The following is a 19,342-nucleotide window of genomic DNA, read 5'->3' as shown; positions in this document are numbered from 1 at the left end:
GTGGAATTTCTCTCAGTCCAGAACTGTTCCTCAAATCGACTGTTTAATATTCAACCAGATTTGGAGGAGCCCATGCCCGCCATCACCGCCAACACGCTGACGCTGCCCCGCGTCGTCGTGGCCGATCCCGCCGCCGCCGTTCAGCGCCCGGTCCGGTCGGTGACCACCGCGCCCAGCGACTTCGAGGGCGAGGGTTTCCCTGTACGGCGAGCCTTCGCCGGGGTCTCCTTCGCCGACCTGGACCCGTTCATCCACATGGACCAGATGGGCGAGGTCGAGTACGCGCCCGGCGAGCCCAAGGGCACCCCCTGGCACCCGCACCGCGGCTTCGAGACCGTCACCTACATCATCGACGGGATCTTCGACCACCAGGACTCCAACGGCGGCGGCGGCACGATCACCGACGGCGACACCCAGTGGATGACCGCCGGCTCCGGGCTGCTGCACATCGAGAAGCCGCCCGAGCACCTGGTGGTGTCCGGCGGGCTGTTCCACGGCATCCAGCTGTGGGTCAACCTGCCGCGAGCGGACAAGTTCCACCCGCCGCGCTACCAGGACATCCGCGGCGGCCAGGCAAAACTGCTCGCCTCGGCCGACGGCGGCACGCTGCTGCGGGTGATCGCCGGCGAGCTGGACGGCCACGAGGGGCCCGGGGTCACGTTCACCCCGATCACGATGGTGCACGCCACCCTCAGCCCGGGCGCGACGCTGAATCTGCCGTGGAACCCCGGCTACAACGCGCTGGCCTACGTGCTGGCCGGCCAGGGTACGGCAGGCACCCGGCATGCGCCGATCCGCAAGGGGCAACTGGCCGCATTCGGGCCCGGCGGGGCGCTCACGCTGGCCGCGGACCAGCGCCAGCCGCAGGCCGAGCCGAACCTGGAGGTGCTGCTGCTCGGCGGGCAGCCGATCCGCGAGCCCGTCGTGCACTACGGCCCCTTCGTGATGAACACCCGCGCCGAGATCCTGCAAGCGATGGAGGACTACCAGGCCGGCCGCCTGGGCGTCGTCCCCGCCGCCCGGATGCCGCACACCGACGGAAAGGAGCGGCCATGACCGTGAGCCTGGCCGAGGAGTTCGCCCGCGGCCGGATGTACTTCGAGCTGAAGGATTACATCGGCGCCGCCCGCATCCTGGCGCCGTTGGTCGCCGCCGAGCCGGGCAACGTGGCGGCCCGGCTGCTGCTGGCCCGCGCCTACTACCACTCCGCCCAGCTCGGCCGGGCCGAGGCGGAGCTGCGGGCCGTCGTCGAGCTGGCTCCCACCGAGGAGTACGCCCACCTGCTGCTGGGCCGTACCCTCCAGCGGGCCAACCGGCACGCCGAGGCGGCGACCTACCTGCGGTTGCACGCCGCCATGACCGGATGATCGACGGCGTCCCTGGCCGGCGCGGCCGTCCTGGGACGCTCATACAAGCCGCAGCTCACCGCTGGGCAGCCGTCCCTGGCGAGGCGTTTGATCGCGGCGGGCACCGCAAGGGTGAGCCCCGGGGGCTGGTGTGCTCCCGGGGCTGATCGGATATGTCGTGGCTACCGCTTGCTGCACAGTGCGGTGTCCATGGCGTCGATCACGTGCTGCATGGTGTCCCGGGTGGCGGGCAGGGCCGTGACGGCGACGGTGGCGGCCCGGCCGCCCTCGGTCACCCCGTTGCGGGTCTCGTAGCCGTCGATGTCGCCGCCGTGGCCCCACGCGACGCCGCCGCAGGTCAGCGGCATCTTCACCAGGCCGAGCCCGTACTCCCAGCCGGCCGGCATCCCGGTGGCCTTCACCGTGTGCTTCATGGCCGCCAGTTGCGCCGGCTTGAGCAGCTTGCCATCCACCAGCGCACTCATGAAACGGTTGAGGTCGCTGGGGGTGGCGATCAGCTGCCCGGCCGCCCACGCCCGCGACGGGTCCTGGTCGGTGATGTCGACCAGCTTGCCGCCAGGCTTCTCCGAGCCGTACCCCTGAGGGTGACGCCCGCGGATCGTCGCGTCCCCCTTGGCCGGCCAGTATGTGTGGCGCAGCCCGATCGGCTTGATGATCCGGTCAGTGATCGCCTCAGCCAGCGGACGGCCGGTGACCTTCTCGATCAGCAGACCGGCCAGCACGTAGTTGGTGTTGCTGTACTCCCAGCTCGTGCCCGGCGCGAACGACGCCTCGCGCGCGAAGGCCAGCTTCAGCAGGTCCTGGGGCGAGTAGGAGGCGTTACGGGCGGAGAAGACGCCCGGCAGATACCGGACGTACTCCGGCAGGCCACTGGTGTGCTGAAGCAACTGCCGCACCGTGATCTTGCCGCCATCTATGCCCTTGCCGCGTACCACCTTCGGCAGGTACGTCTCGATCGGTTCGTCCAGACTCACCTTGCCCTCTCCGACGAGCTGGAGCACGGTGACGGAGGTGAACATCTTGGTGTTGCTGGCGACGCGCACCTGACCGTCGACCGGGACCTTCGCCTTGGTCGTCAGATCCGCGACCCCGGCGGTGTAGTGGCGCGTCCGGCCCTTTCGGTCCTGTACCGCGGCCAGCGCCGCCGGGAACGTGTCCTTCGCCACCAGTTCGTCCAAACTCTTCTGCACGGCGTCGGGCCTGTGGTTGCGCTTCAGCTCGTCACGAATCTCGGCCAGCTCGGCGGACAGGCCCTCGTCCGGGCTCTGGCGTACGACGTTCGTGGTGCGGTCAAGGCTGGTGGCCGCGGCGGCCGGCGTCCCTGCCACGACCAGCCCCGTCAGCACCGCCGCTGCCAGAACCCGCACGCGCCGGGTGGACTTCGACTCGGAAGAGGTACGTGACATGGGGAAACGCTCCTGATTTCTTGGTGAGGGGCTGTCCGCTCCGGACATCACCAAGCATGTCGATGGACGGTATCCCTCATCGATCCCGTGCACTGGAGCGCTCAGGTATAGCCAGCGCTACCTCTGGGGAACGACTGGTAGTAGATGGATCACCGGCTTTGACGATGGGCTTGGCTAGCCGTAGATCTGATGACACACCTGGTTGCGTAGGCGGAACGCGGGGCGGGAAGGCGGGAACAACTCATCGCACTTCCCGGCGATCAGCGCTGCCACTCCCTTCTTGCTGCTGTCATCGGGACCGATGCGCTTGGGCTTTCTAGCACGATCAACAAGGGTCGTTGTCTTTGTGCGCGGTGCCGCCGGGACGCTCTCACGCCGCTGCCGCGGCACAGCCGAAACCGCTGATCGATGAAGGCTTCCCGACGATGTCCACACCTTGGGACTTGAGCTGGGCGTCGCCGGGGGTGGCGTCCGGGGCGTGGATGTGGGCGGTGAGGTGGCCACCGAGCGTGCAGCAATGCTCAGGCGAGGCGTCGGCATCGAGGCGGCCCTCGTACGGGGCGAGGCGCTGTCAGTGCCCCACACGCTCGACCAGATGCCGGCAGCTACGCAGGCTAGGACGCCATGGATGAGCGCCAGCCGGGTCAGGCGGTCCCAGCTTTGAAAGGATGTTCGCTCTGGTGGGGCTGGAAGGGAGTACTTTCGCCAGTCGAGGGAGTCGGATGCGGCGACGAGCCGGGGCCGGTCGCGGAGCGGCAGGCCGTACGGTGGCCGTCTCAGCGGGCGCGGCTCGCTGGGAGACGGGGCGGGGCTGTCGTGGTCATCGTGCATGGTCCTCCTCTCTCACTACCCGTTCATGCCAGAGTGACGCAGCGTGGCGATGCCTGGCAGGAACGACGCGGCATGCCAATGCGGAAGTGGCCCCGGCCACCCCGAGGCCGAAGGTGGAAAAGCGTCAGCTAAATCGTCGATCTTCGGCTGGCGCAAGCTTCCGGAGTTTCCCGAGGCGGACGCTCATGACGAGCCCAGACCAGACACCCGCACGGCTTCGCCTGGACGCCGCCCTGGCGGACTTGGCCGTCACCTTTCGCGGGATGACCGCCCGCCCCGACGAGCACAACTGCCCGTGTCACTGGGGCAGCGCCGAAAACCTCGCCCTGCTCAAGGTGCCGGACGTGGAGCTGTACCCCGACCTGCTACGGCGCGCCTAGCAGCCCACGGACTGGGACGATCACCCATCGGTACTGCGCCGCATTCTGCCCCAGCTCGCATCCGACCTGGTCAATTGCGGGATGCCAGGGGCCGGAACGCCCGAGTTCAGCCAGAGCGAGATGAAAGATCGAACGGTAGCCTGTGCTTCAGCGGCGACCTGCCAAACCGCAACCGGATCGACGAGCAGAGCAATCTCCTTCCTCCCTCGGGAGAAGGTTTCAGGGCGGCTACGGCCGCCCGTTGAACCGTTTCGCCAATGCGTCCTCTCGCATACTAGGAATTGGTCATGCGGAAATCTGCCTTAGCACCCCTGGCGATCGCAGGAATGCTGATCATCGTGGTCGCGGCCGCGATTGCCACTGTCGTGCTCGTCCTACCAGGGCCGTCTGGCGAAACCCGCCCAGCGACCACCCCGGCACCTGCCGCGTCCCAGCAAGTCATCGACGAGGACGAAGAAGACGGGGAACGGGTAGCTCCCGGGACCGCATGGTCGCTGCAGCTCGACGGGGAGACACGCGAGAGCCTCGTTGACGCCGCTCGTGAAGCAGGTACGCCCGCAGCGCTGACGGTGGCTGCGAGCGGGACCGTTTACTACGGCGCCGTATATGGGCAGACCGAAGCCGACGATGTTTTCTATGCCATCGCCATTGTCGACAGGATCCATTTCTGGAGCAAACATGGCGGCAACGCATGGCGCTATGGGGGCGACTTCGAAACGGCGGGCTGTATAGCCCCGGTACCGCTCCGGCTGTACACCGCATGGGGCTTGAGTCTTTCGACGGAGCGGCCGGCCGGCCAACCGCCTTGTCCTAACCGACAATAGACAGGTCCATACCTCTCTCCATTCCGCATTGAGGTCACTCCATCACCTGTCGTGGCAGACAATATGACCGGTCCCGCGCTCTGCGGTTCACTCGATGACGGTGTACTGTACTACGTCGAAAGCAACCCGGCGATGAGCCGGATGAGCCTACGCACCCTGGAACGCATCCTGGCGGACAAATCGCTCGCCCGACATCATTGCCACGATGCGTGAGGGCGACGAGCCACAACCGGATTCGGGTGAGACTAGGGCACGCTTAATGGTGTGATGGCGATTCATTCCCGCTCTCGCGCAGCACCGCACGCACTCCGGGCTCGACGGCGGCGCGGAAAGCGGCGTCCAACTCGGCGGGCGAGGCCGTGGTCTCACCCTCCAGCCACGCCCGCAGCAGCCCCATGAATGCACCCACCACGCAGACCACCAGCAACTCGAGCGTCGCCGAGGGCCGCGCCCCCGCGCCCAGCAGCTCGTCCCGCACGACGGCGGCGAGCAACTGCTCCCCCCGCGCGTGCACCGGCCCGCCACCGCGCCGCCCCAGCAGTGCCCGCACCAACCGCTCCTGCTCGCGCACATGCTCGAACATCGGCAGGCTGAACGCCAGCAGCCGGTCCGATCCGCCGTCGGCCGGCGAGCGATGCAGGACGGTGAGCTCGTCGAGGTTGCTGAGCAGCACGTCCTGCTTGTCGGTGAAGTGCGAGTAGAAGGTGGAGCGGCCCACGTCCGCCCGGTCGATGATGTCGGTGACGGTCACCGCGTCATAGCCCTTGTCCAGGATCAGCGTCACGAGCGCCTCCTGGATCAATCTGCGCGTGCGCCGCACCCGCCGGTCTCCGGACACTTTCCCGCTCCCTGTTCGGTACGGCACAACACGACCGATCTGCTCGTTGACCCGCCCTCAGTATGAACGCATCATTCATAACCGAACACTCTGTTCGGCACTACTTGGGAGGCGACGCCATGGGACTGGGAAAGCTCCTGCACCAACACACCGAGCACGCCGACGCCGGCGGCGTCCTCAACCGGCCGCGCGCATATGAGCTCTTCGGCGCGATCGCGTTCCTCGGCGGCCGCCGGGCCGCCTTCACGCGCGTAGCCGCAGCGGCCCGGCCACGCGCCGGCGATCAGGTCTTGGACGTCGGCTGCGGCACCGGCTACCTGAGCCGCATCCTTGCCCCGGTGGTCACGCCCAGCGGTCACGTCACCGGTCTCGACCCGGCGCCGGAGATGATCGACTACGCCACCCGGAACGCCCCAGGCAACTGCACCTACGTGCATGGCGAAGGGCAGCGCCTGCCCTTCCCGGACGGCTCGTTCGACCTGGTGATCTCCAGCCTCGCCGTGCACCACATACCCGTCGAGGCACGCCCGCAGGCCCTGCGGCAGATGGTGCGCGTGCTGCGGCCGGGCGGACGGCTGCTCATCGCCGAGTTCCGCCCGCCGGCCAACCGCCTGGCCCGGCACGTCATCGGCGCGCTGTCCGGTCCGGCCATGCGACACGACCCCCGCGACCTGCTCGGCACCATGATCCCGGACGCCGGTTTCACCGTGGAGTCCGAAGGCGACCTGCCCTACCTGCTGTACTACGTCCGTGCCAGGCGGCCGTAGACCACCGGTCGCCCTTCCCCGGCCGTCTCAGGACCAGGTGACCGGCAGCGAATGCACGCCGAAAATAAGCATCTCGTTGCGTACGGGCACCTTCTCGGCGGGCACCGCCAGGCGCAGATCCGGCAGACGGGAGATCAGTTCGCCCAGCCCTATCCGCATCTCGATCCGGGCCAGCTGCTGACCCAGGCACTGGTGAACCCCATGCCCGAAGGCCAGGTGCGGAGTGCGCGAGCGGTGCAGGTCGAGCGCGTCGGGATCGGGCCAGTGTCGCGGGTCCCGGTTGACCTCCGGCGTGGCGATCACGACGGTCGCGCCGGCCGGGATGTCCACACCGCCCAGCGTCACCGGCTCCGTGGTGACCCGGCTGACCCCGAGCTGGATGATCGACAGGAACCGCAGCAGCTCCTCCACCGTGTTGTCGATCAGGTCCGGATCGGCACGCAGCGCCGCGAGCTGGTCAGGATGCTCCAGCAGCGCGAACGTACCCAGACCCAGCATGTTCGCCGTGGTCTCATGGCCAGCGTTGAGCAGGATGAGTGCGACATCGACCAACTGCGCGTCCGTCAGGGGCGGGTCGGCGTCGTGGATGAGCCCGGACAGTAGGTCATCGGTGGGGTTCGAGCGCTTGTCGGCCACCAGCCGCCGCATGAACGCATACAGCCCGGCGCGCGCCATGGCCTGCTCCTGCGGGGTCGAGTTCGCGTTCAGCCCGACCGACGTACGCTCCTGGAACTCCGCACGGTCGGCGTAGTCCACGCCCAGCAACTCGCAGATGACCAGCGACGGCAGCGGCAACGCGAACGCGGGCACCAGATCGGCCTCCGTGCCCGCCGCCTTCATCGCCTCGATGTGCTCGACCGCGATCTCCGTCACCCGCGACTCCAGCTCGCGCATCCGCCGCACCGTGAACTGTCCCGTCAGCAACCGCCGCAACCGGGTGTGCTCCGGTGGGTCCATGAAGACGAAGATGCCGTCCTCCCGCTCCACCACCTCCGCCTTCGACGGCTCCGCCGCCTCCATCGCGGCCACCTCGTGCGGCTGCAGCTTCGTCGCGTCGCGATGGCGCATCTTGTCGGCGCTGAAACGCGCGTCCGACAGGACCGTACGGGCCTCTTCGAACCCCGTCACCAGCCACGCCCGCGCGCCATTGAGCAGATCCAACGGCCGGACCGCGCCCTCTCCCCGCAGACCCGGTGGCGGATCGAACGGGCAGCGCCCCCGCTCCACCATGTCCGCTGGCAGGATCTGCCGCATCGCCGTGGGGCTCGCGCTCGGAGACTCCTTGATCAAGCTGTCGTCGGCCATCAGCACGTCCTGTTCTCGAAGGGGTTTTAGAGTACGGGGCTGTATCTAACGGTGGACACCGTAAGTCACCGCGATAAGATACGCAAGTGAATCGTAAGCACGAGCGGATCGCGGGTGAGCGCGGGACGATTGGGGCGCAGACGGCGAAACGTCGTGCCGACGGCGGCACGACCCGCGACAGCGGCGCATCCCGTCGACGCGGGCCCAGACTCGAGGACGCGATCCTCGACGCCGCGTGGGACGTGCTGGTCGAGCACGGATATCACGGCTTCACCTACGAAGCGGTCGCCACCCGCGTCGGCACGAGTCGTCCTGTGCTCTACCGGCGCTGGCCGCAGCGCGACGACCTACTGCTGGCCACTCTCACCAAGTTCTGGCAGCCGATCGCGGTGCCCGACACCGGCAGCCTCCGCGATGACGCGATCGGCTTCCTGCACAACGCCGACGCCGACCGCGCAGGCATGATCACGTTGATGAGCGTGCAGTTGGCGGACTACTTCCGCGACACCGGTACCAGCCTCAGCGAGCTACGCGACACCCTCCTACCGCCGGGCCAGGCGACCGCCTTCGAGACAATCGTCGCCCGCGCGGTCGAGCGCGGCGAGCTGCCCGACGTGCCGCGTTCGTCCCGCGTGGTGAACCTGCCGTTGGACCTGTTTCGCCACGACATGTTCATAACGATGCGCTCGGTGTCGGACGAGTCGATCGTCGAGATCGTGGACGAGGTGTGGCTGCCGCTACTGGGGGTGCCTGGGGCCCCGTCCGCGTCGTCGGCTCCGGCCCCACCGGCCTGACCCTCGCCTGCGACCAGGCCCGCCGGGTGTCGCCGCTCGCGACCTGACCCGCTACCGACGCAGCCTGGTCCGCGAACGCACCCGCGAAAAGCAGCGCGTGGAGAAACCACTGGAAGACACGCAGATCAAACTGTCCAGCATGATCAGCGACATCTTCGGCCGCGAGATGCTGCAGGCGCTGATCGACGGCCGACGTGACCTCAAGACGCTGGCCCAGATGGCCCGCCTTGCTGGCGGTGTCGCCGCTGTCGACTGCCTGGCGATAGCAGGCTTCGGCCTCCTCGGAGCGGCCCTGCTCGAAGAGGAGGAAGCCGAGGTTCAGCATGGCGTGGGAGTGTCGGCGTCGGCGGCTACGCGGTACCACTCCGCCGCCTCGTCAGTGTCGCCGCATTCATAGGCCAACACGCCGAGTTCGTGCGCCGAATCGACGTGCCCTGCTTTGGCTGCTCTGCGGAACCGGTTCGCGCCTTCCTCGACGTTGCCCCCAGGTAGGTCAGCCCACGCAGCCAGAACATGGCGTCGGTGTGGCCACTTTTGGCGGCCTGGCGATACCAGTGCATGGCGTCCTCGCGGCGATTTTCCAGCCGACGGGCGGTGGCTGTGGGTAGGTGTCGTCAGCGGAGGGCCGAGGGCGCTCATGGCGGCCGTTGCCGGCCCTGGATCGACGGCGGCACAATGGAACAGCACTCGAGGCTCCTGGTTGCGACGGTGTGGATTGTGGTGATCAACCCGTCTACCAGGAGCTTCCTCGCGTCACCGGCAGAACACCAGCGCAGCACTTAGCCGGGCCCTGAGGGACGTGGACCTGCTGTCGGGGAAGTCGACGAGGAGGGAAAGGGCCTCCCTGCGGTACCGGTTGGCCTCGTCCTGGGCTGCGGGCGTTCTGAGTGCCTCGGCGAGGTACCCAAGACTCCTGGCGCGCTTCGGTGGTGAGGCCTACGCCGAAGACGCACCTCGCGAACACGAGGAGCAGGACGAACGGTAGTCCCATGTGGGCGTGACTGAGGAGCCGGTACGGGCGAGAGCCACGACAAGGCGGACTCAGGCACTGGCATCCTGAGGACGGGGCCACTTCCACGCATACCGGATAATGAGCAACATACACACGACTTCCACAGTCGCAAAGAACGCGTAGTGGAGATTCGCCGTCCCGCCGCCGATCGTGAACACAATGGTTACGCGCCGGTGCCAGCGGGTTCCTGCTCAAGGACACCCGGCCCACCGAGATCCTGCGTGCGATATCCCGCGTCGCGGCCGGCGACCCGATCCTGTCGCCGGCGATCACCCGCCGGCTCATCGCCCATGTCGGCACCACCGGTGCGGACGCCCGGCAGCGCAACGCCCGGACCCAGCTGGCCAGGCTCAGCGAACGGGAACGGGAGGTCGCCGTGGCAGTGGGCCGGGGCAGGTCCAACGCGCAGATCAGCGACGAGCTGTTCATGAGCGTGGCCACCGTCAAAGCCCACGTGTCGTCGATACTCGCCAAGCTCGCCCTCAACAACCGCACCCAGATCGCGCTGCTCGCCCACGACGCCGGACCGACCATCTGACCGTCGACTGGAGAGCCCCGAGGCCGGCCCAGACGACGTCTCTCTTTCGCCTGGCAGTGGGCCCTTCATGGGCGCCGATGACGATGCGTTCAGGCACTGGCCTCGGCCTCGCGAGGACGGGCGTCCTCGGCGGTGCGCAGGTGGCGTACGGGCGACAGCAGCACCCACACGGGTGCCAGCGCGAGCCCGATGCCTCCCGCCAGCAGTGCCGGGCGCAGGCCGATCAGGTCGCCCAGCAGGCCGCCGGCCAGGGCTCCAAGCGGGAGCACGCCGAACGACAGCGTGCGGTAGGCGGCGTTGGCCCGCCCGACCACGGCGGCGGGCACGGCGACCTGCCGCAGCGTGACCGCCTGTGAGGCCGACACCGCGATGCCGAACCCCTCCACGAAGTAGGCGACGGCCAGCACGATCGGGCTGGCCGGGCCGGTCGCCAGGGGGATGGCGATGAGCGGCGTGGAAGCGACCACCATGGTCGCGATGAGTGCGGGGCCGAAGCCGAGCCTGCGCACCAACGGCTGTGCGGCAAGTGCGCCCAGCACGGCGCCCGCCGCTGCCGCCGAGGCGATGGCGCCGATGATTCCGGCGGACAGCCCCAGGTCGTGCACGGCGTACAGGACGTAGAGGGCGGCGATGAACTGGCCGAAGAAGTTGAACGTGGCCGCCTCCAGGGCGACGGGCCGGACGTGGCGGTTGCCGAAGGTCGCGCGCAGCCCTTCGGCGATCTCCTGCCGGATCCGCCGGCGGCCGCCGGGCTCCGGGATCGGCTCGCGGTGCCGGATGCGGACCAGGAACAGCGCCGAGAGCAGGAAGGACAGCGCGTCGAAGACGAGCGCGACGGGCGCGCTGAACACCTGGATCAGCAGACCGCCCAGCCCCGGCCCGGCCAGTTGGGCGAGCGAGGCGCTGAACTGCAGGCGGCTGTTGGCCCGCATCAGATTCTGGCCTGGCACGAGCGTGGGCACGTAGGCGTGGTAGGCGGTGTCGAACAGCACGGTCAGCGCCCCGCTCACCAGGACGATCAGGTAGAGGCCCTCGATCCCCAACGCCCCGGCCAGGGCGGTGACCGGGATCAGGCCGATCGCGACCGCTCGCCCCAGGTCGGCTCCGAGGAGCAGCGGCCGGCGACGGCTGCGGTCGATCCACACGCCCGCGAGCAGGGTGAGCAGGAGAGCGGGTAGGTAGCCGGCGGCGTTCAGCAAGCCCATCTGAGCGGGGCCGGCGTCAAACAGCGCGACGGCGGTCAGCGGCAGCGCCACGGTGGTGATCTGGGATCCCACCTGGGAGATGGACTGCGCGGCCCACAGCGATCCGAAATCGCGATCTTCTACCCTCTTAAGGAGTATCACGGGGTTAGAAATAAGCCTTCTAACCCCTTGTGTCAACTCTTATAGTTAGAGCATGCCGTTCATGTTCGTCGGGGGTTCGCTTCCGCTCGACTTCGCCAACACGGTCAGCTGGCACACCGGGCCGGAGCCGTACGACCATCTGCAGACCCCTCAGGACCTCGCGGACTGGGCGGAGCAGGCGGGAATCCCGGTGCCCGCCGGCACGCAGGCCACACTGGCCGCGGCCCGGGAACTACGCGAGATGCTGTTCCGCTCCTTCCTGGCCGCCATGAATGAGCACTCCCCCGACCCCGGGGACCTGGACACGGTCAACGCGCACCTGCGGATGGCGATGAGTCATGCGCGGCTGACCCCCGACCTGGCGTGGGGCTGGGACGACGAGGGCTCTCCCGACCTGGTGGTGTGGACGATCGCCCGGCAGGGCACCGAACTGCTCGCCTCGCCCGATCTGCGGTCGGTGTCCATCTGTCAGGCCGACAACTGCGGCTGGCTCTTCCTCGACCGTCGCCATCTGCGCCACTGGTGCACGAAGGAGGGCTGCGGCAACCGGGCCAAGGCAGCCAGACACTACCAGCGGGTCAAGGCACGGAGGATTTCACCGAGACAGAGGTAATGACCTCTCGTCTCTTGCCGCCTCCAGCCGGACCACAACGTGTACATCGGCATCGACGAGCTCGACAAGATCGGATCAGGAGAGCGTCGTCGGACTCACCGAGCCATCCAGACCAGGTCATCCAGCACCGCGGCCAGCGCCGCCGGGAACCCGTCCTTCGCCACCAACGCGTCCAGACTCTTCTGCACCGCGTCGGGCCGGTGGTTGCGCTTCAGCTCATCACGCACCTCCGCCAACTCGGCGGGCAGGTCCTCATCCCAAGCCGTCCGGTTCTGCACGACACTCGCGGTCGCCGCCGCCGTCTCCGCCACCACCAGCCCTGTCAGCGCCGTCAGCGCCACCGCCGCCAGAACCCGCACACGCCGGGGAGACTTCGACTCAGAAGAGGTACGCGACATGGGAAACGCTCCAGATTCTTGGTGAGGGGTCGTCCGCTTCGGACATCACCAAGAATGTCGGTGGACGGCGCCCTTGATCGGTCCGTGCACTGGAGCTTCGAGGTAGTGCCAGCCGTACCCCTGGGCAGTAGATGCGGCGCCGTCCGGCGACTCACACGCCCTTGTGACGTACGCCAATTTCCGTGCTCGCCCCCGACCATGGCCCGGCCGATCGCGTTACCGTCCTCGAAATCGGCGGGCTCGGCGGCATGGTCGGGCTAGGGGTGCTGGCCGGGGGCGACACGCTGTGCGACGGGGTCGGCTACGGCGTTGCCGGGCTACCCCCGAAGGTCACGACGAGGCGGCCGTCCGCGGCGAAGGACCAGTGCAGGGCGCCGGTGTAGGAGGAGCATCGGGACCCGTTCGAGCCGGACCAGAACTGGTTCGAGCTGTCGGCGTCGCCAACGATCCGGTCGTTCGTGCCGCTGCTGCTGCGGCATGAGACGTTGTTCCGGAAGACCGAGGTGCCGCCGTCGAACGAGTAGTTGCGCTCGGTGTTGTCGATGCTGACGTTGTCCGATATCGACATCGTGCCGAGGTTCCGGTTGTAGGTGAACCCGTGCTTGCCGTTGTGGTAGGCGATGTTGCGCCGGATGACGTGGTTGACCCCGATGTCCTCACCGCCGAGCTTGTAGCCGTTGCGGTCACCGTTCCCGTTCTGGGTGCCGTTGCTGAGGGTGCCGTTGCCGTACGAGAGGGAGTCCTCGATGGTCACTGGGCCGATGGGGCCCGTATCCGTCTTGGTGTAGAGGTCCCAGCCGTCGTCGATGTTGTTGTGGGAGACGGCGTAGCGGAAGACGTTCCCGGGGCCGGAGGTGAGCTTCGCGGCGAAGCCGTCGGCGTCCTCGCCGTCTGAGTCGGCGTTGTCGTGCGACTCGGCGCTCAGGACGAGGTTGTTGGATGGCCACTGGTCGTGGGGGGTGTCAGAGGCGATCCGGGAGATCTGCAGTCCTGAGTCTCGGTTGAAGCGTGTCACCGTGCGCTCGATGATGTTGTTGCTGCCGCCGACGAAGATGCCGTTGTCACCGGCATGCTCAACGACGATGCCGTACAGGTGCCAGAACGACCCGTTCAGGGCGAGCCCGCGGTTCGCCGAGTCCTCGGTCATGGCCGAGAAGTTCAGTACTGGGGTCTCACCTGGGTAGGCGGACAGGTTCTTGCGGGCGCTGGAGGTGCCGTTGTTGCCTGGCGCGATGGTGACCGTCTGCGCGAGGTTGTAGGTCCCGCCACGCGCGTAGATCGTCCCGCCGGCGGTGATGCGGGTGATCGCCGAAGCGAGTGTGGTGGGGCTCGACTCCGTTCCGGGTGCGCTCGCGCTGCCGTTCGGTGATGCGTACAGGGTGTCGCCCGGGGGCTGTGTGGTGCCTGAGGTGAAGTCGATGTAGTCGATGTTCGGCAGGCCAGTGCTGCCGGTGGGGTTGAACCGGATCGTGTTGCTGCCCGCGTTCACGTTGACGGTCAACGTCTTGGTGACCCAGGTGTCCCATGTACCGGTGCCTTCGAACGACGGCGACTGCGCGGTCGTACCGTTGACGATCAGGCCGGTGGGACGGCTGATGGTCGTGCCGTTGGCGAACCGCACCCCCAGCGTTGCCGTGCCCGCCGCCGAGGCGTTCACCGTGAACTGGGCGTACGCGCCCGCGGCGTTGGTGCCGTTGCAGAAGCCGCTGCCGGAGTAGCCGGCCCAGTTGGAGTCGATCGTGCCGGTGCAGACAGCCGGCGAGGTCTCGGCCTCGTAGCGGGTGGTCGCGGCATTGGCGGCGGATGGTGATAGTCCGACGAGTCCGCTGGCTAACAGGCCGGCGCACGCGATGACGGCTTTTAGGCGCATCTTTCGTCTCCATGGGCTTGGTAAGCGCTTTCCGGTGGACGAGCGAAGCTAAGCACGCACCGCCGAGTACGGAAAGGCACGCGACCACCTGCGCCATGGCAGCTTCACTGGGGGGCGCAAGTTAGCCGAGGTCACAGGCAGGGAGAAGGCCTCATCCTCGTGCTGTGCGGCTGTGCGGCCGTGAAAATTTCAACGAGGACGCGGATTCCCGCGCTAGCCTCGAAGATCATGGCCCCAACGTCGTGCTTTACCGGGCAGGTACACAGACTGCCCGACGCGCCGGAAGCTTGCGGGCCATGATCACTCGCGCCGAAGCAGCTCCCGGCCAAAGTCGTTCCGCCGCCCGCGTGCGCATCAGGCCCGACCGTGGGGCCTGCCCTTGCGCCGCCCGCTTAGGGCATGTCCGCTCGATCAAGCTAAGTTCGATCTTCGGGAATCACCACCGTCGACGCGCTTGGGGGTTACGGTTACGGTCGTCCGATCAGTCGGTGATCGGCTTGCGGTAGCGCACGTACTCGTTCTTGCGCCGGAACCCTACGCCCTCGTACAGGTCGTAGGACCGGTGCGGATTCGCCGTCCCGGTGTACAAGCGGGCGGTTACTGCGCCGTGCTCGCTGAGGCATCGCAACCCAGCCAGCAGCAGGGCCCGCCCAAGTCCTAGACGCCTCGACTCTGCCCGCACGCTGAGTTCTTCGACTTCGCCCACGGTGCGGTCTTGCCGACGGATGGAGCACAGAGCAACGCCGGCCATCTGCTCCCCGTCCCAAGCGGCCCGCCAGCAGGTCGGGTCTGCCGTGGCGAGGAAGCTGTCGAAAGTCCACTTCTGGGTGAAGGCGGCATTCGCATACGAATCAACGACTGTCTTCCATGCCGGGCGGTAACTGCTCGGCTCGACGGCGCCGATGCGGACGCCAGCCGGCAACTGACCGCGGTCGGGCAGCCGTCGGAGATCGGCCAGTTCCAGCTCTACCAGGCTGAAGACACGCCGATAGCCGGTGTCGAGCAGCAACGCCGTCGCTTCCCTTTCGGAGGCCATGGCATTCGCGCCGAACACGGCCGTCTGTGCGGTTCCCTGCTGCCGCACGAGCTGGCGGATACGGCTTTCGGCCCAGGTGAGCATGGCTGAGCCGACGCCCTGGCCGCGATGCTCGGGCAGCAGATAGCCACGGTGCAGGTACAACCACGTCCCGTCCCGCTCCTGCCACCACCTGATGGTCGAGTAGCCGACGACGCCGCCGTCGTGCTCTACCAAGACCTGGTTCTCGGACGGATCGTCCAGCTTGGCACAGGATTCCGCGATCTTGGCTGCTGTCGGGAGCCCTTCCACAACCGACCCGGGGTCGATGCCATCCCGCTCCGCACATCCCAACCGCACAGCCACCATCGCGCCGTGATCTGCGTGGCCCCGGTATGGCCGGAAGACGTAGCCAGGCAGTCGCACCAGCGACGCCAGGCCGCCACCGTTGTTCACGCCCACATCAAAATCCTTCCGTCACGTTGGACCTGCGGTGTCGCAGCGTATGCCGTGCCTATCAGACAGACGCTTCGTGACCGCTGCTCGCCAAAGGATCACGGCCATGCCCGTCACGGGCGTGACCACCACAACGTAGGCCGCAGCGGGGTTCTATGAGCGGGTTGCCTCGTAGCCGGGGATTACGGCCGGGGTGGTCCGGGTTGCCGGGCGCATGATCAGGATCAGTACGGCCAGCCCGGCGAAGATGACCGCGGCGACCACGCCGGTGACGTGCAGGCTGGCGGTGAACGCCTCCCGCGCGGTGTGCAGCAGTTCCGCGCCCTGTCCGGCGGGAAGGTGCCGGCTGGCGGCGACCGCGCCGGCCAGCGAGTCGGACGTGCCGGCCGGCGACGTACCGTCCATCCCGCTGCGATAGACCACCGCGGCCACCACCCCGAACAGCGCGAAGCCCAGCGAACCGCCGAAGTAGTTGCCGGTCTCCGACATCGACGCCGCCGAGCCGGCGCGCTCCGGCGGTACGGACCCGACGACCAGCCCGGTGCCCAGCGCGAACAGCGGGCCGGTGCCCAGCGCCAGTACGGTGATGCCGATCATCACCAGTGGCAGGGCGATCGCGCCGTCGACGTCGACGGCGATCAGCAGCAGGCTGCCCAGCGCCGACCCCACCAGCCCGCCGGCGATCGCGGTCGTCTGCTTGATCCGCCGGGCCAGCGCCGGCGCGGCCATGGTGCCGGCCGCCACGCCCAGGCCCATGGGTGCGAACAGCATCGCCGACACGACCGGCGAGAAGCCCAGGACGCTCTGCAGGTACTGGGTCACCAGCAGGCCCGTACCAGCCATGGCGACCCCGGCGAAGACCAGCCCGACGAGTACGGCCGTGAACGGGCGGTTGCGGAACAGCCGCAGGTCCAGCAGCGGCGTCTCCAGCCGCAACTGCCGGCTTACGAACACGAATCCGATGGCTGCGCCGGCGACGAGGGCCACCGCCGGGATGACCGGCACGCTTTCGACGGTCAACTGCTTGATGCCGTAGACCATCAGAAGGACCGCCACGAGCGACAGCCCGACGCTGGCCAGATCCAGCCGGCCCGCCTGGTCGCTGCGGAACTCCGGCAGCAGGACCGGCCCGGCGAGCAGCAGCAACGCCATCGCCGGTACGGCGGCCAGGAACACCGATCCCCACCAGAAGTGCTCGAGCAGGAATCCGGCGAGTACGGGGCCGAGCGCGCCGCCGGTGAACTGGCAGGTCGCCCAGATCGCGATGGCCTGCCCGCGCTGGCGTTCGTCGCGGAACATGTTGGTGATCAAGGCAAGTGTGGACGGCGCCAGGGTCGCGCCGGCGACGCCCAGCAGCGCACGCGCGACGATCAGCATCAGCGGGCCGGTCGCGAAGGCGGCCACGACCGACAGCACCGCGAACGCCGCGCCGCCGATCATCAGCAGGCGTCGGCGGCCGATTCGGTCGCCGAGCGTACCCATCGTGATGACCAGGCCGGCCACCATGAACCCGTAGCTGTCACTGATCCACAGCTGCTGGACGTTGGTGGCCCCCAGGTCGGCGCTCAGCTGTGGGAGCGCGAGGAGCAACGCCGTCATGTCCATCGCGACGAGCAATGTCGGCAGCATGAGGACGATCAGTCCCAGCCACGCCCGGTTGACTCGCATATCCGTAACTTCCTGTTCTCTCGACGGCTCGACGTTCGCCGGTTGGTCGGAGCGGTCGCGAGCTTCTTGACATGGGTGAGGACGGGGGCGCCAGGACGGTGAAAAGCCATGCGAAAGTTCTGGCGGGGGATGTCAAGACTGCGGCGGCGGCTCCGACCAACCGGTGGAAGGCCCAGCCGAACCACGAGGGAGTACGAGATGAAGTTCCTGATCAGCCTGCACATCAACCCGGCCGTGCTGGACGCGCTCACCGACGAGGAGAAGGCGGCGATCGGTGACGGCCACGGCAAGTTCATCGAGGCGCTGAAGAAGTCCGGCGAGCTGATCACCACGCAGGCGCTGGTCGACCCGTCGCAGGCGGCAGTGGTGTCCGTGCGCAACGGCCAGCCGGTGGTGACCGACGGACCTTTCCTGGAGTTCAAGGAGTATCTGGGCGGGTTCTACCTGATCGACTGCGAGAACAAGGAGCGGGCGATCGAGCTGGCGGCGCAGATCCCGGACTCCGCGATCCAGGGGCTGGGGGTCGAGGTGCGGCAGGTGATGTTCGCTGACGGACAATTGGAGGCATGACAGCACCTGCCATCGAGGACCTGCTGCGTGAACTCACGCCGCAGGTCCTCGGCACGTTGGTACGCCGGAACGGCCAGTTCGAGGGGTGTGAGGACGCCGTACAGGAGGCCGTACTCGCTGCCACCACGCAGTGGCCGGCCGAGGGGGTACCGGACAACCCGCGCGGCTGGCTGGTGACTGTCGCGTCCCGGCGGCTCATCGACCAGATGCGCAGTGACCACGCGCGCCGCGAGCGGGAGTCGGCGACGGCCACCGAGGTGGTGCCCGAGGACGTACCAGACGCCGACGACACGCTCGTCCTGTTGTTCCTGTGCTGTCATCCGACGTTGACCGCGGCCTCGCAGACCGCCCTGACGCTGCGCGCGGTCGGTGGACTGACCACTGCCGAGATCGCCCGCGCGTTCCTGGTGCCTGAGGCCACGATGGCGGCCAGGATCAGCCGGGCCAAGCAACGTATCAAGGCCGCCGGCAGCTCGTTCGGTCTGCCGGACTGGGCGGAGCGCGAGGAGCGGCTACGGGTCGTTCTGCACGTGCTCTACCTGATCTTCAACGAGGGTTACACCGCCTCCTCGGGCAGCGAGTTGCACCGCGCCGACCTCGCGCGCGAGGCGATCCGGCTGACCAGGATGGTGCACGCGCAACTGCCCGAGGACGGCGAGGTGACCGGGCTGCTCGCGTTGATGCTGCTCACTCACGCCCGCCGGGAGACACGTACGACGGCGGCCGGCGACCTGGTGCCGCTGGACCAGCAGGACCGTACGAAGTGGGACCGCGAGCTGATCGACGAGGGCATCGAGCTGGTCAAGAGGTCGCTCGCGGGCACGGAGCTGGGGCCGTACCAGTTGCAGGCCTCCATCGCCGCCACGCACGCCGACGCGGCCACGGCCGAGGAGACCAACTGGCCGCAGGTGCACGCCCTCTACCTGGTCCTGGAACGGATCGCGCCCAACCCGATGGTCACCCTCAACCGGGCGATCGCGCTCGCCGAGACCGAGGGCCCGCTGGCCGGGCTGGCCCTGCTGTCCACGTTGGACGGTGACGAGCGGATGGTCGGGCATCATCGGCTGCTGTCCGTACGGGCGCATCTGCTGGAGAAGACCGGCGACATGGCCGGGGCGTACGAGCACTACCGGCGCGCCGCGAAGGCCACCGCGAGCATCGCCGAGCAGCGCTACCTGGAGTCCAGGGCCAGCCGGGTGATCCTGCTGGCCGCCGACCAGGCGACCAAACAGACGAACCCGTAGAATGCCGATCTTCAGCACGGCGAGAGAGCTGAGGAGGAGCACATGAAGGTGGAGATGCGATTAGCCCACGAACGGACGTTGCCGATCACCGGCCACGACA

At 68.0% G+C, this 19,342-nt stretch carries 19 protein-coding genes and 1 pseudogene; 12 read left to right on the top strand and 8 right to left on the bottom strand.

The window, feature by feature from the left end; all coding sequences use genetic code 11:
- Nucleotides 1-72 precede the first annotated feature (72 nt).
- Entirely contained in the window at nt 73-1,056 is a 984-nt protein-coding gene (locus KLK06_RS41140; protein WP_214641105.1) for a pirin family protein, read from the top strand.
- Nucleotides 1,053-1,367: a tetratricopeptide repeat protein gene (locus tag KLK06_RS41135; RefSeq protein ID WP_214641104.1), complete on the top strand. Its 315-nt coding sequence runs from the start codon at nt 1,053-1,055 to the stop codon at nt 1,365-1,367. The genes KLK06_RS41140 and KLK06_RS41135 overlap by 4 nt, the downstream gene beginning before the upstream one ends.
- A gap of 161 nt (nt 1,368-1,528) precedes the next feature.
- Here the strand turns inward: KLK06_RS41135 and KLK06_RS41130 are convergent, their stop codons facing one another.
- Nucleotides 1,529-2,773 (bottom strand): serine hydrolase, encoded by a 1,245-nt coding sequence (locus KLK06_RS41130; RefSeq protein ID WP_214641102.1) that lies wholly within the window; start codon nt 2,771-2,773, stop codon nt 1,529-1,531.
- Nucleotides 2,774-3,789: 1,016 nt separating this feature from the next.
- On the opposite strand from KLK06_RS41130, the gene KLK06_RS41125 reads away from it, so the two are divergent.
- From KLK06_RS41125 to KLK06_RS41115, 3 genes are all read left to right on the top strand, one after another.
- Nucleotides 3,790-3,984, top strand: coding sequence for a hypothetical protein (locus KLK06_RS41125; protein WP_214641101.1), 195 nt, complete (start codon nt 3,790-3,792; stop codon nt 3,982-3,984).
- Between the two features lie 326 nt (nt 3,985-4,310).
- Nucleotides 4,311-4,808: a hypothetical protein gene (locus KLK06_RS41120; RefSeq protein ID WP_214641100.1), complete on the top strand. Its 498-nt coding sequence runs from the start codon at nt 4,311-4,313 to the stop codon at nt 4,806-4,808.
- A 63-nt stretch (nt 4,809-4,871) separates the two neighbouring features.
- Nucleotides 4,872-5,021, top strand: coding sequence for a hypothetical protein (locus tag KLK06_RS41115; protein WP_214641099.1), 150 nt, complete (start codon nt 4,872-4,874; stop codon nt 5,019-5,021).
- A 43-nt stretch (nt 5,022-5,064) separates the two neighbouring features.
- Here KLK06_RS41115 and KLK06_RS41110 read toward each other — a convergent pair whose 3' ends face one another.
- Complete coding sequence (locus tag KLK06_RS41110) at nt 5,065-5,646, bottom strand: TetR/AcrR family transcriptional regulator (RefSeq protein WP_214641098.1); 582 nt, start codon at nt 5,644-5,646, stop codon at nt 5,065-5,067.
- Nucleotides 5,647-5,765: 119 nt separating this feature from the next.
- Between KLK06_RS41110 and KLK06_RS41105 the strand changes: the two genes are divergently transcribed.
- Nucleotides 5,766-6,413, top strand: coding sequence for a class I SAM-dependent methyltransferase (locus KLK06_RS41105; RefSeq protein WP_214641096.1), 648 nt, complete (start codon nt 5,766-5,768; stop codon nt 6,411-6,413).
- Between the two features lie 27 nt (nt 6,414-6,440).
- On the opposite strand, the gene KLK06_RS41100 is transcribed toward KLK06_RS41105, so the two are convergent.
- On the bottom strand, nt 6,441-7,718 hold the full coding sequence (locus tag KLK06_RS41100) for a cytochrome P450 (protein ID WP_250906789.1): 1,278 nt from the start codon (nt 7,716-7,718) through the stop codon (nt 6,441-6,443).
- Nucleotides 7,719-7,804: 86 nt separating this feature from the next.
- Between KLK06_RS41100 and KLK06_RS62650 the strand changes: the two genes are divergently transcribed.
- From KLK06_RS62650 to KLK06_RS41085, 3 genes and pseudogenes are all read left to right on the top strand, one after another.
- Nucleotides 7,805-8,512 (top strand): TetR/AcrR family transcriptional regulator, encoded by a 708-nt coding sequence (locus KLK06_RS62650; RefSeq protein WP_214641094.1) that lies wholly within the window; start codon nt 7,805-7,807, stop codon nt 8,510-8,512.
- 139 nt (nt 8,513-8,651) lie between these two features.
- Nucleotides 8,652-8,909, top strand: coding sequence for a hypothetical protein (locus KLK06_RS63250; RefSeq protein ID WP_214641092.1), 258 nt, complete (start codon nt 8,652-8,654; stop codon nt 8,907-8,909).
- Nucleotides 8,910-9,687: 778 nt separating this feature from the next.
- A pseudogene (locus KLK06_RS41085) lies at nt 9,688-10,062 on the top strand (LuxR C-terminal-related transcriptional regulator); the annotation flags it as partial.
- Between the two features lie 89 nt (nt 10,063-10,151).
- Here the strand turns inward: KLK06_RS41085 and KLK06_RS41080 are convergent.
- Nucleotides 10,152-11,408, bottom strand: a complete 1,257-nt coding sequence (locus tag KLK06_RS41080; RefSeq protein WP_214641090.1) for an MFS transporter — start codon at nt 11,406-11,408, stop codon at nt 10,152-10,154.
- 52 nt (nt 11,409-11,460) lie between these two features.
- Between KLK06_RS41080 and KLK06_RS41075 the strand changes: the two genes are divergently transcribed.
- A complete protein-coding gene (locus KLK06_RS41075) occupies nt 11,461-12,021 on the top strand; it encodes an ABATE domain-containing protein (protein WP_214641088.1) in 561 nt (186 codons plus the stop codon).
- A gap of 95 nt (nt 12,022-12,116) precedes the next feature.
- Here the strand turns inward: KLK06_RS41075 and KLK06_RS41070 are convergent, their stop codons facing one another.
- The 4 genes from KLK06_RS41070 to KLK06_RS41055 form a co-directional block, all read right to left on the bottom strand.
- Nucleotides 12,117-12,380 (bottom strand): hypothetical protein, encoded by a 264-nt coding sequence (locus tag KLK06_RS41070; RefSeq protein WP_214641087.1) that lies wholly within the window; start codon nt 12,378-12,380, stop codon nt 12,117-12,119.
- 340 nt (nt 12,381-12,720) lie between these two features.
- On the bottom strand, nt 12,721-14,289 hold the full coding sequence (locus KLK06_RS41065; RefSeq protein ID WP_214641086.1) for a carbohydrate-binding protein: 1,569 nt from the start codon (nt 14,287-14,289) through the stop codon (nt 12,721-12,723).
- 481 nt (nt 14,290-14,770) lie between these two features.
- Nucleotides 14,771-15,766: a GNAT family N-acetyltransferase gene (locus tag KLK06_RS41060; protein WP_214641085.1), complete on the bottom strand. Its 996-nt coding sequence runs from the start codon at nt 15,764-15,766 to the stop codon at nt 14,771-14,773.
- 147 nt (nt 15,767-15,913) lie between these two features.
- Nucleotides 15,914-17,428 (bottom strand): MFS transporter, encoded by a 1,515-nt coding sequence (locus KLK06_RS41055; RefSeq protein WP_214641084.1) that lies wholly within the window; start codon nt 17,426-17,428, stop codon nt 15,914-15,916.
- A gap of 198 nt (nt 17,429-17,626) precedes the next feature.
- On the opposite strand from KLK06_RS41055, the gene KLK06_RS41050 reads away from it, so the two are divergent.
- Both KLK06_RS41050 and KLK06_RS41045 read left to right on the top strand, forming a co-directional pair.
- Nucleotides 17,627-17,998, top strand: a complete 372-nt coding sequence (locus tag KLK06_RS41050; protein WP_214641083.1) for a YciI family protein — start codon at nt 17,627-17,629, stop codon at nt 17,996-17,998.
- Nucleotides 17,995-19,242, top strand: a complete 1,248-nt coding sequence (locus KLK06_RS41045; RefSeq protein WP_214641082.1) for an RNA polymerase sigma factor — start codon at nt 17,995-17,997, stop codon at nt 19,240-19,242. Before KLK06_RS41050 ends, KLK06_RS41045 begins: the two co-directional genes overlap by 4 nt.
- Nucleotides 19,243-19,342 lie beyond the last annotated feature (100 nt).

The sequence above is a fragment of the Nonomuraea sp. NEAU-A123 genome (assembly GCF_018603905.1).
Classification (GTDB): Bacteria; Actinomycetota; Actinomycetes; order Streptosporangiales; family Streptosporangiaceae; genus Nonomuraea.
This window is presented reverse-complemented; position numbering and strand designations above follow the sequence as displayed.

Excerpts from the sequence above, each read along its gene's own strand:
- KLK06_RS41140 (WP_214641105.1), top strand. The coding sequence starts at position 73 with ATGCCCGCCATCACCGCCAACACGCTGACGCTGCCCCGCGTCGTCGTG.
- KLK06_RS41135 (WP_214641104.1), top strand. The coding sequence starts at position 1,053 with ATGACCGTGAGCCTGGCCGAGGAGTTCGCCCGCGGCCGGATGTACTTC.
- KLK06_RS41130 (WP_214641102.1), bottom strand. The coding sequence starts at position 2,773 with ATGTCACGTACCTCTTCCGAGTCGAAGTCCACCCGGCGCGTGCGGGTT.
- KLK06_RS41125 (WP_214641101.1), top strand. The coding sequence starts at position 3,790 with ATGACGAGCCCAGACCAGACACCCGCACGGCTTCGCCTGGACGCCGCC.
- KLK06_RS41120 (WP_214641100.1), top strand. The coding sequence starts at position 4,311 with ATGCTGATCATCGTGGTCGCGGCCGCGATTGCCACTGTCGTGCTCGTC.
- KLK06_RS41115 (WP_214641099.1), top strand. The coding sequence starts at position 4,872 with ATGACCGGTCCCGCGCTCTGCGGTTCACTCGATGACGGTGTACTGTAC.
- KLK06_RS41105 (WP_214641096.1), top strand. The coding sequence starts at position 5,766 with ATGGGACTGGGAAAGCTCCTGCACCAACACACCGAGCACGCCGACGCC.
- KLK06_RS41100 (WP_250906789.1), bottom strand. The coding sequence starts at position 7,718 with ATGGCCGACGACAGCTTGATCAAGGAGTCTCCGAGCGCGAGCCCCACG.
- KLK06_RS63250 (WP_214641092.1), top strand. The coding sequence starts at position 8,652 with ATGATCAGCGACATCTTCGGCCGCGAGATGCTGCAGGCGCTGATCGAC.
- KLK06_RS41075 (WP_214641088.1), top strand. The coding sequence starts at position 11,461 with ATGCCGTTCATGTTCGTCGGGGGTTCGCTTCCGCTCGACTTCGCCAAC.
- KLK06_RS41065 (WP_214641086.1), bottom strand. The coding sequence starts at position 14,289 with ATGCGCCTAAAAGCCGTCATCGCGTGCGCCGGCCTGTTAGCCAGCGGA.
- KLK06_RS41055 (WP_214641084.1), bottom strand. The coding sequence starts at position 17,428 with ATGCGAGTCAACCGGGCGTGGCTGGGACTGATCGTCCTCATGCTGCCG.
- KLK06_RS41050 (WP_214641083.1), top strand. The coding sequence starts at position 17,627 with ATGAAGTTCCTGATCAGCCTGCACATCAACCCGGCCGTGCTGGACGCG.
- KLK06_RS41045 (WP_214641082.1), top strand. The coding sequence starts at position 17,995 with ATGACAGCACCTGCCATCGAGGACCTGCTGCGTGAACTCACGCCGCAG.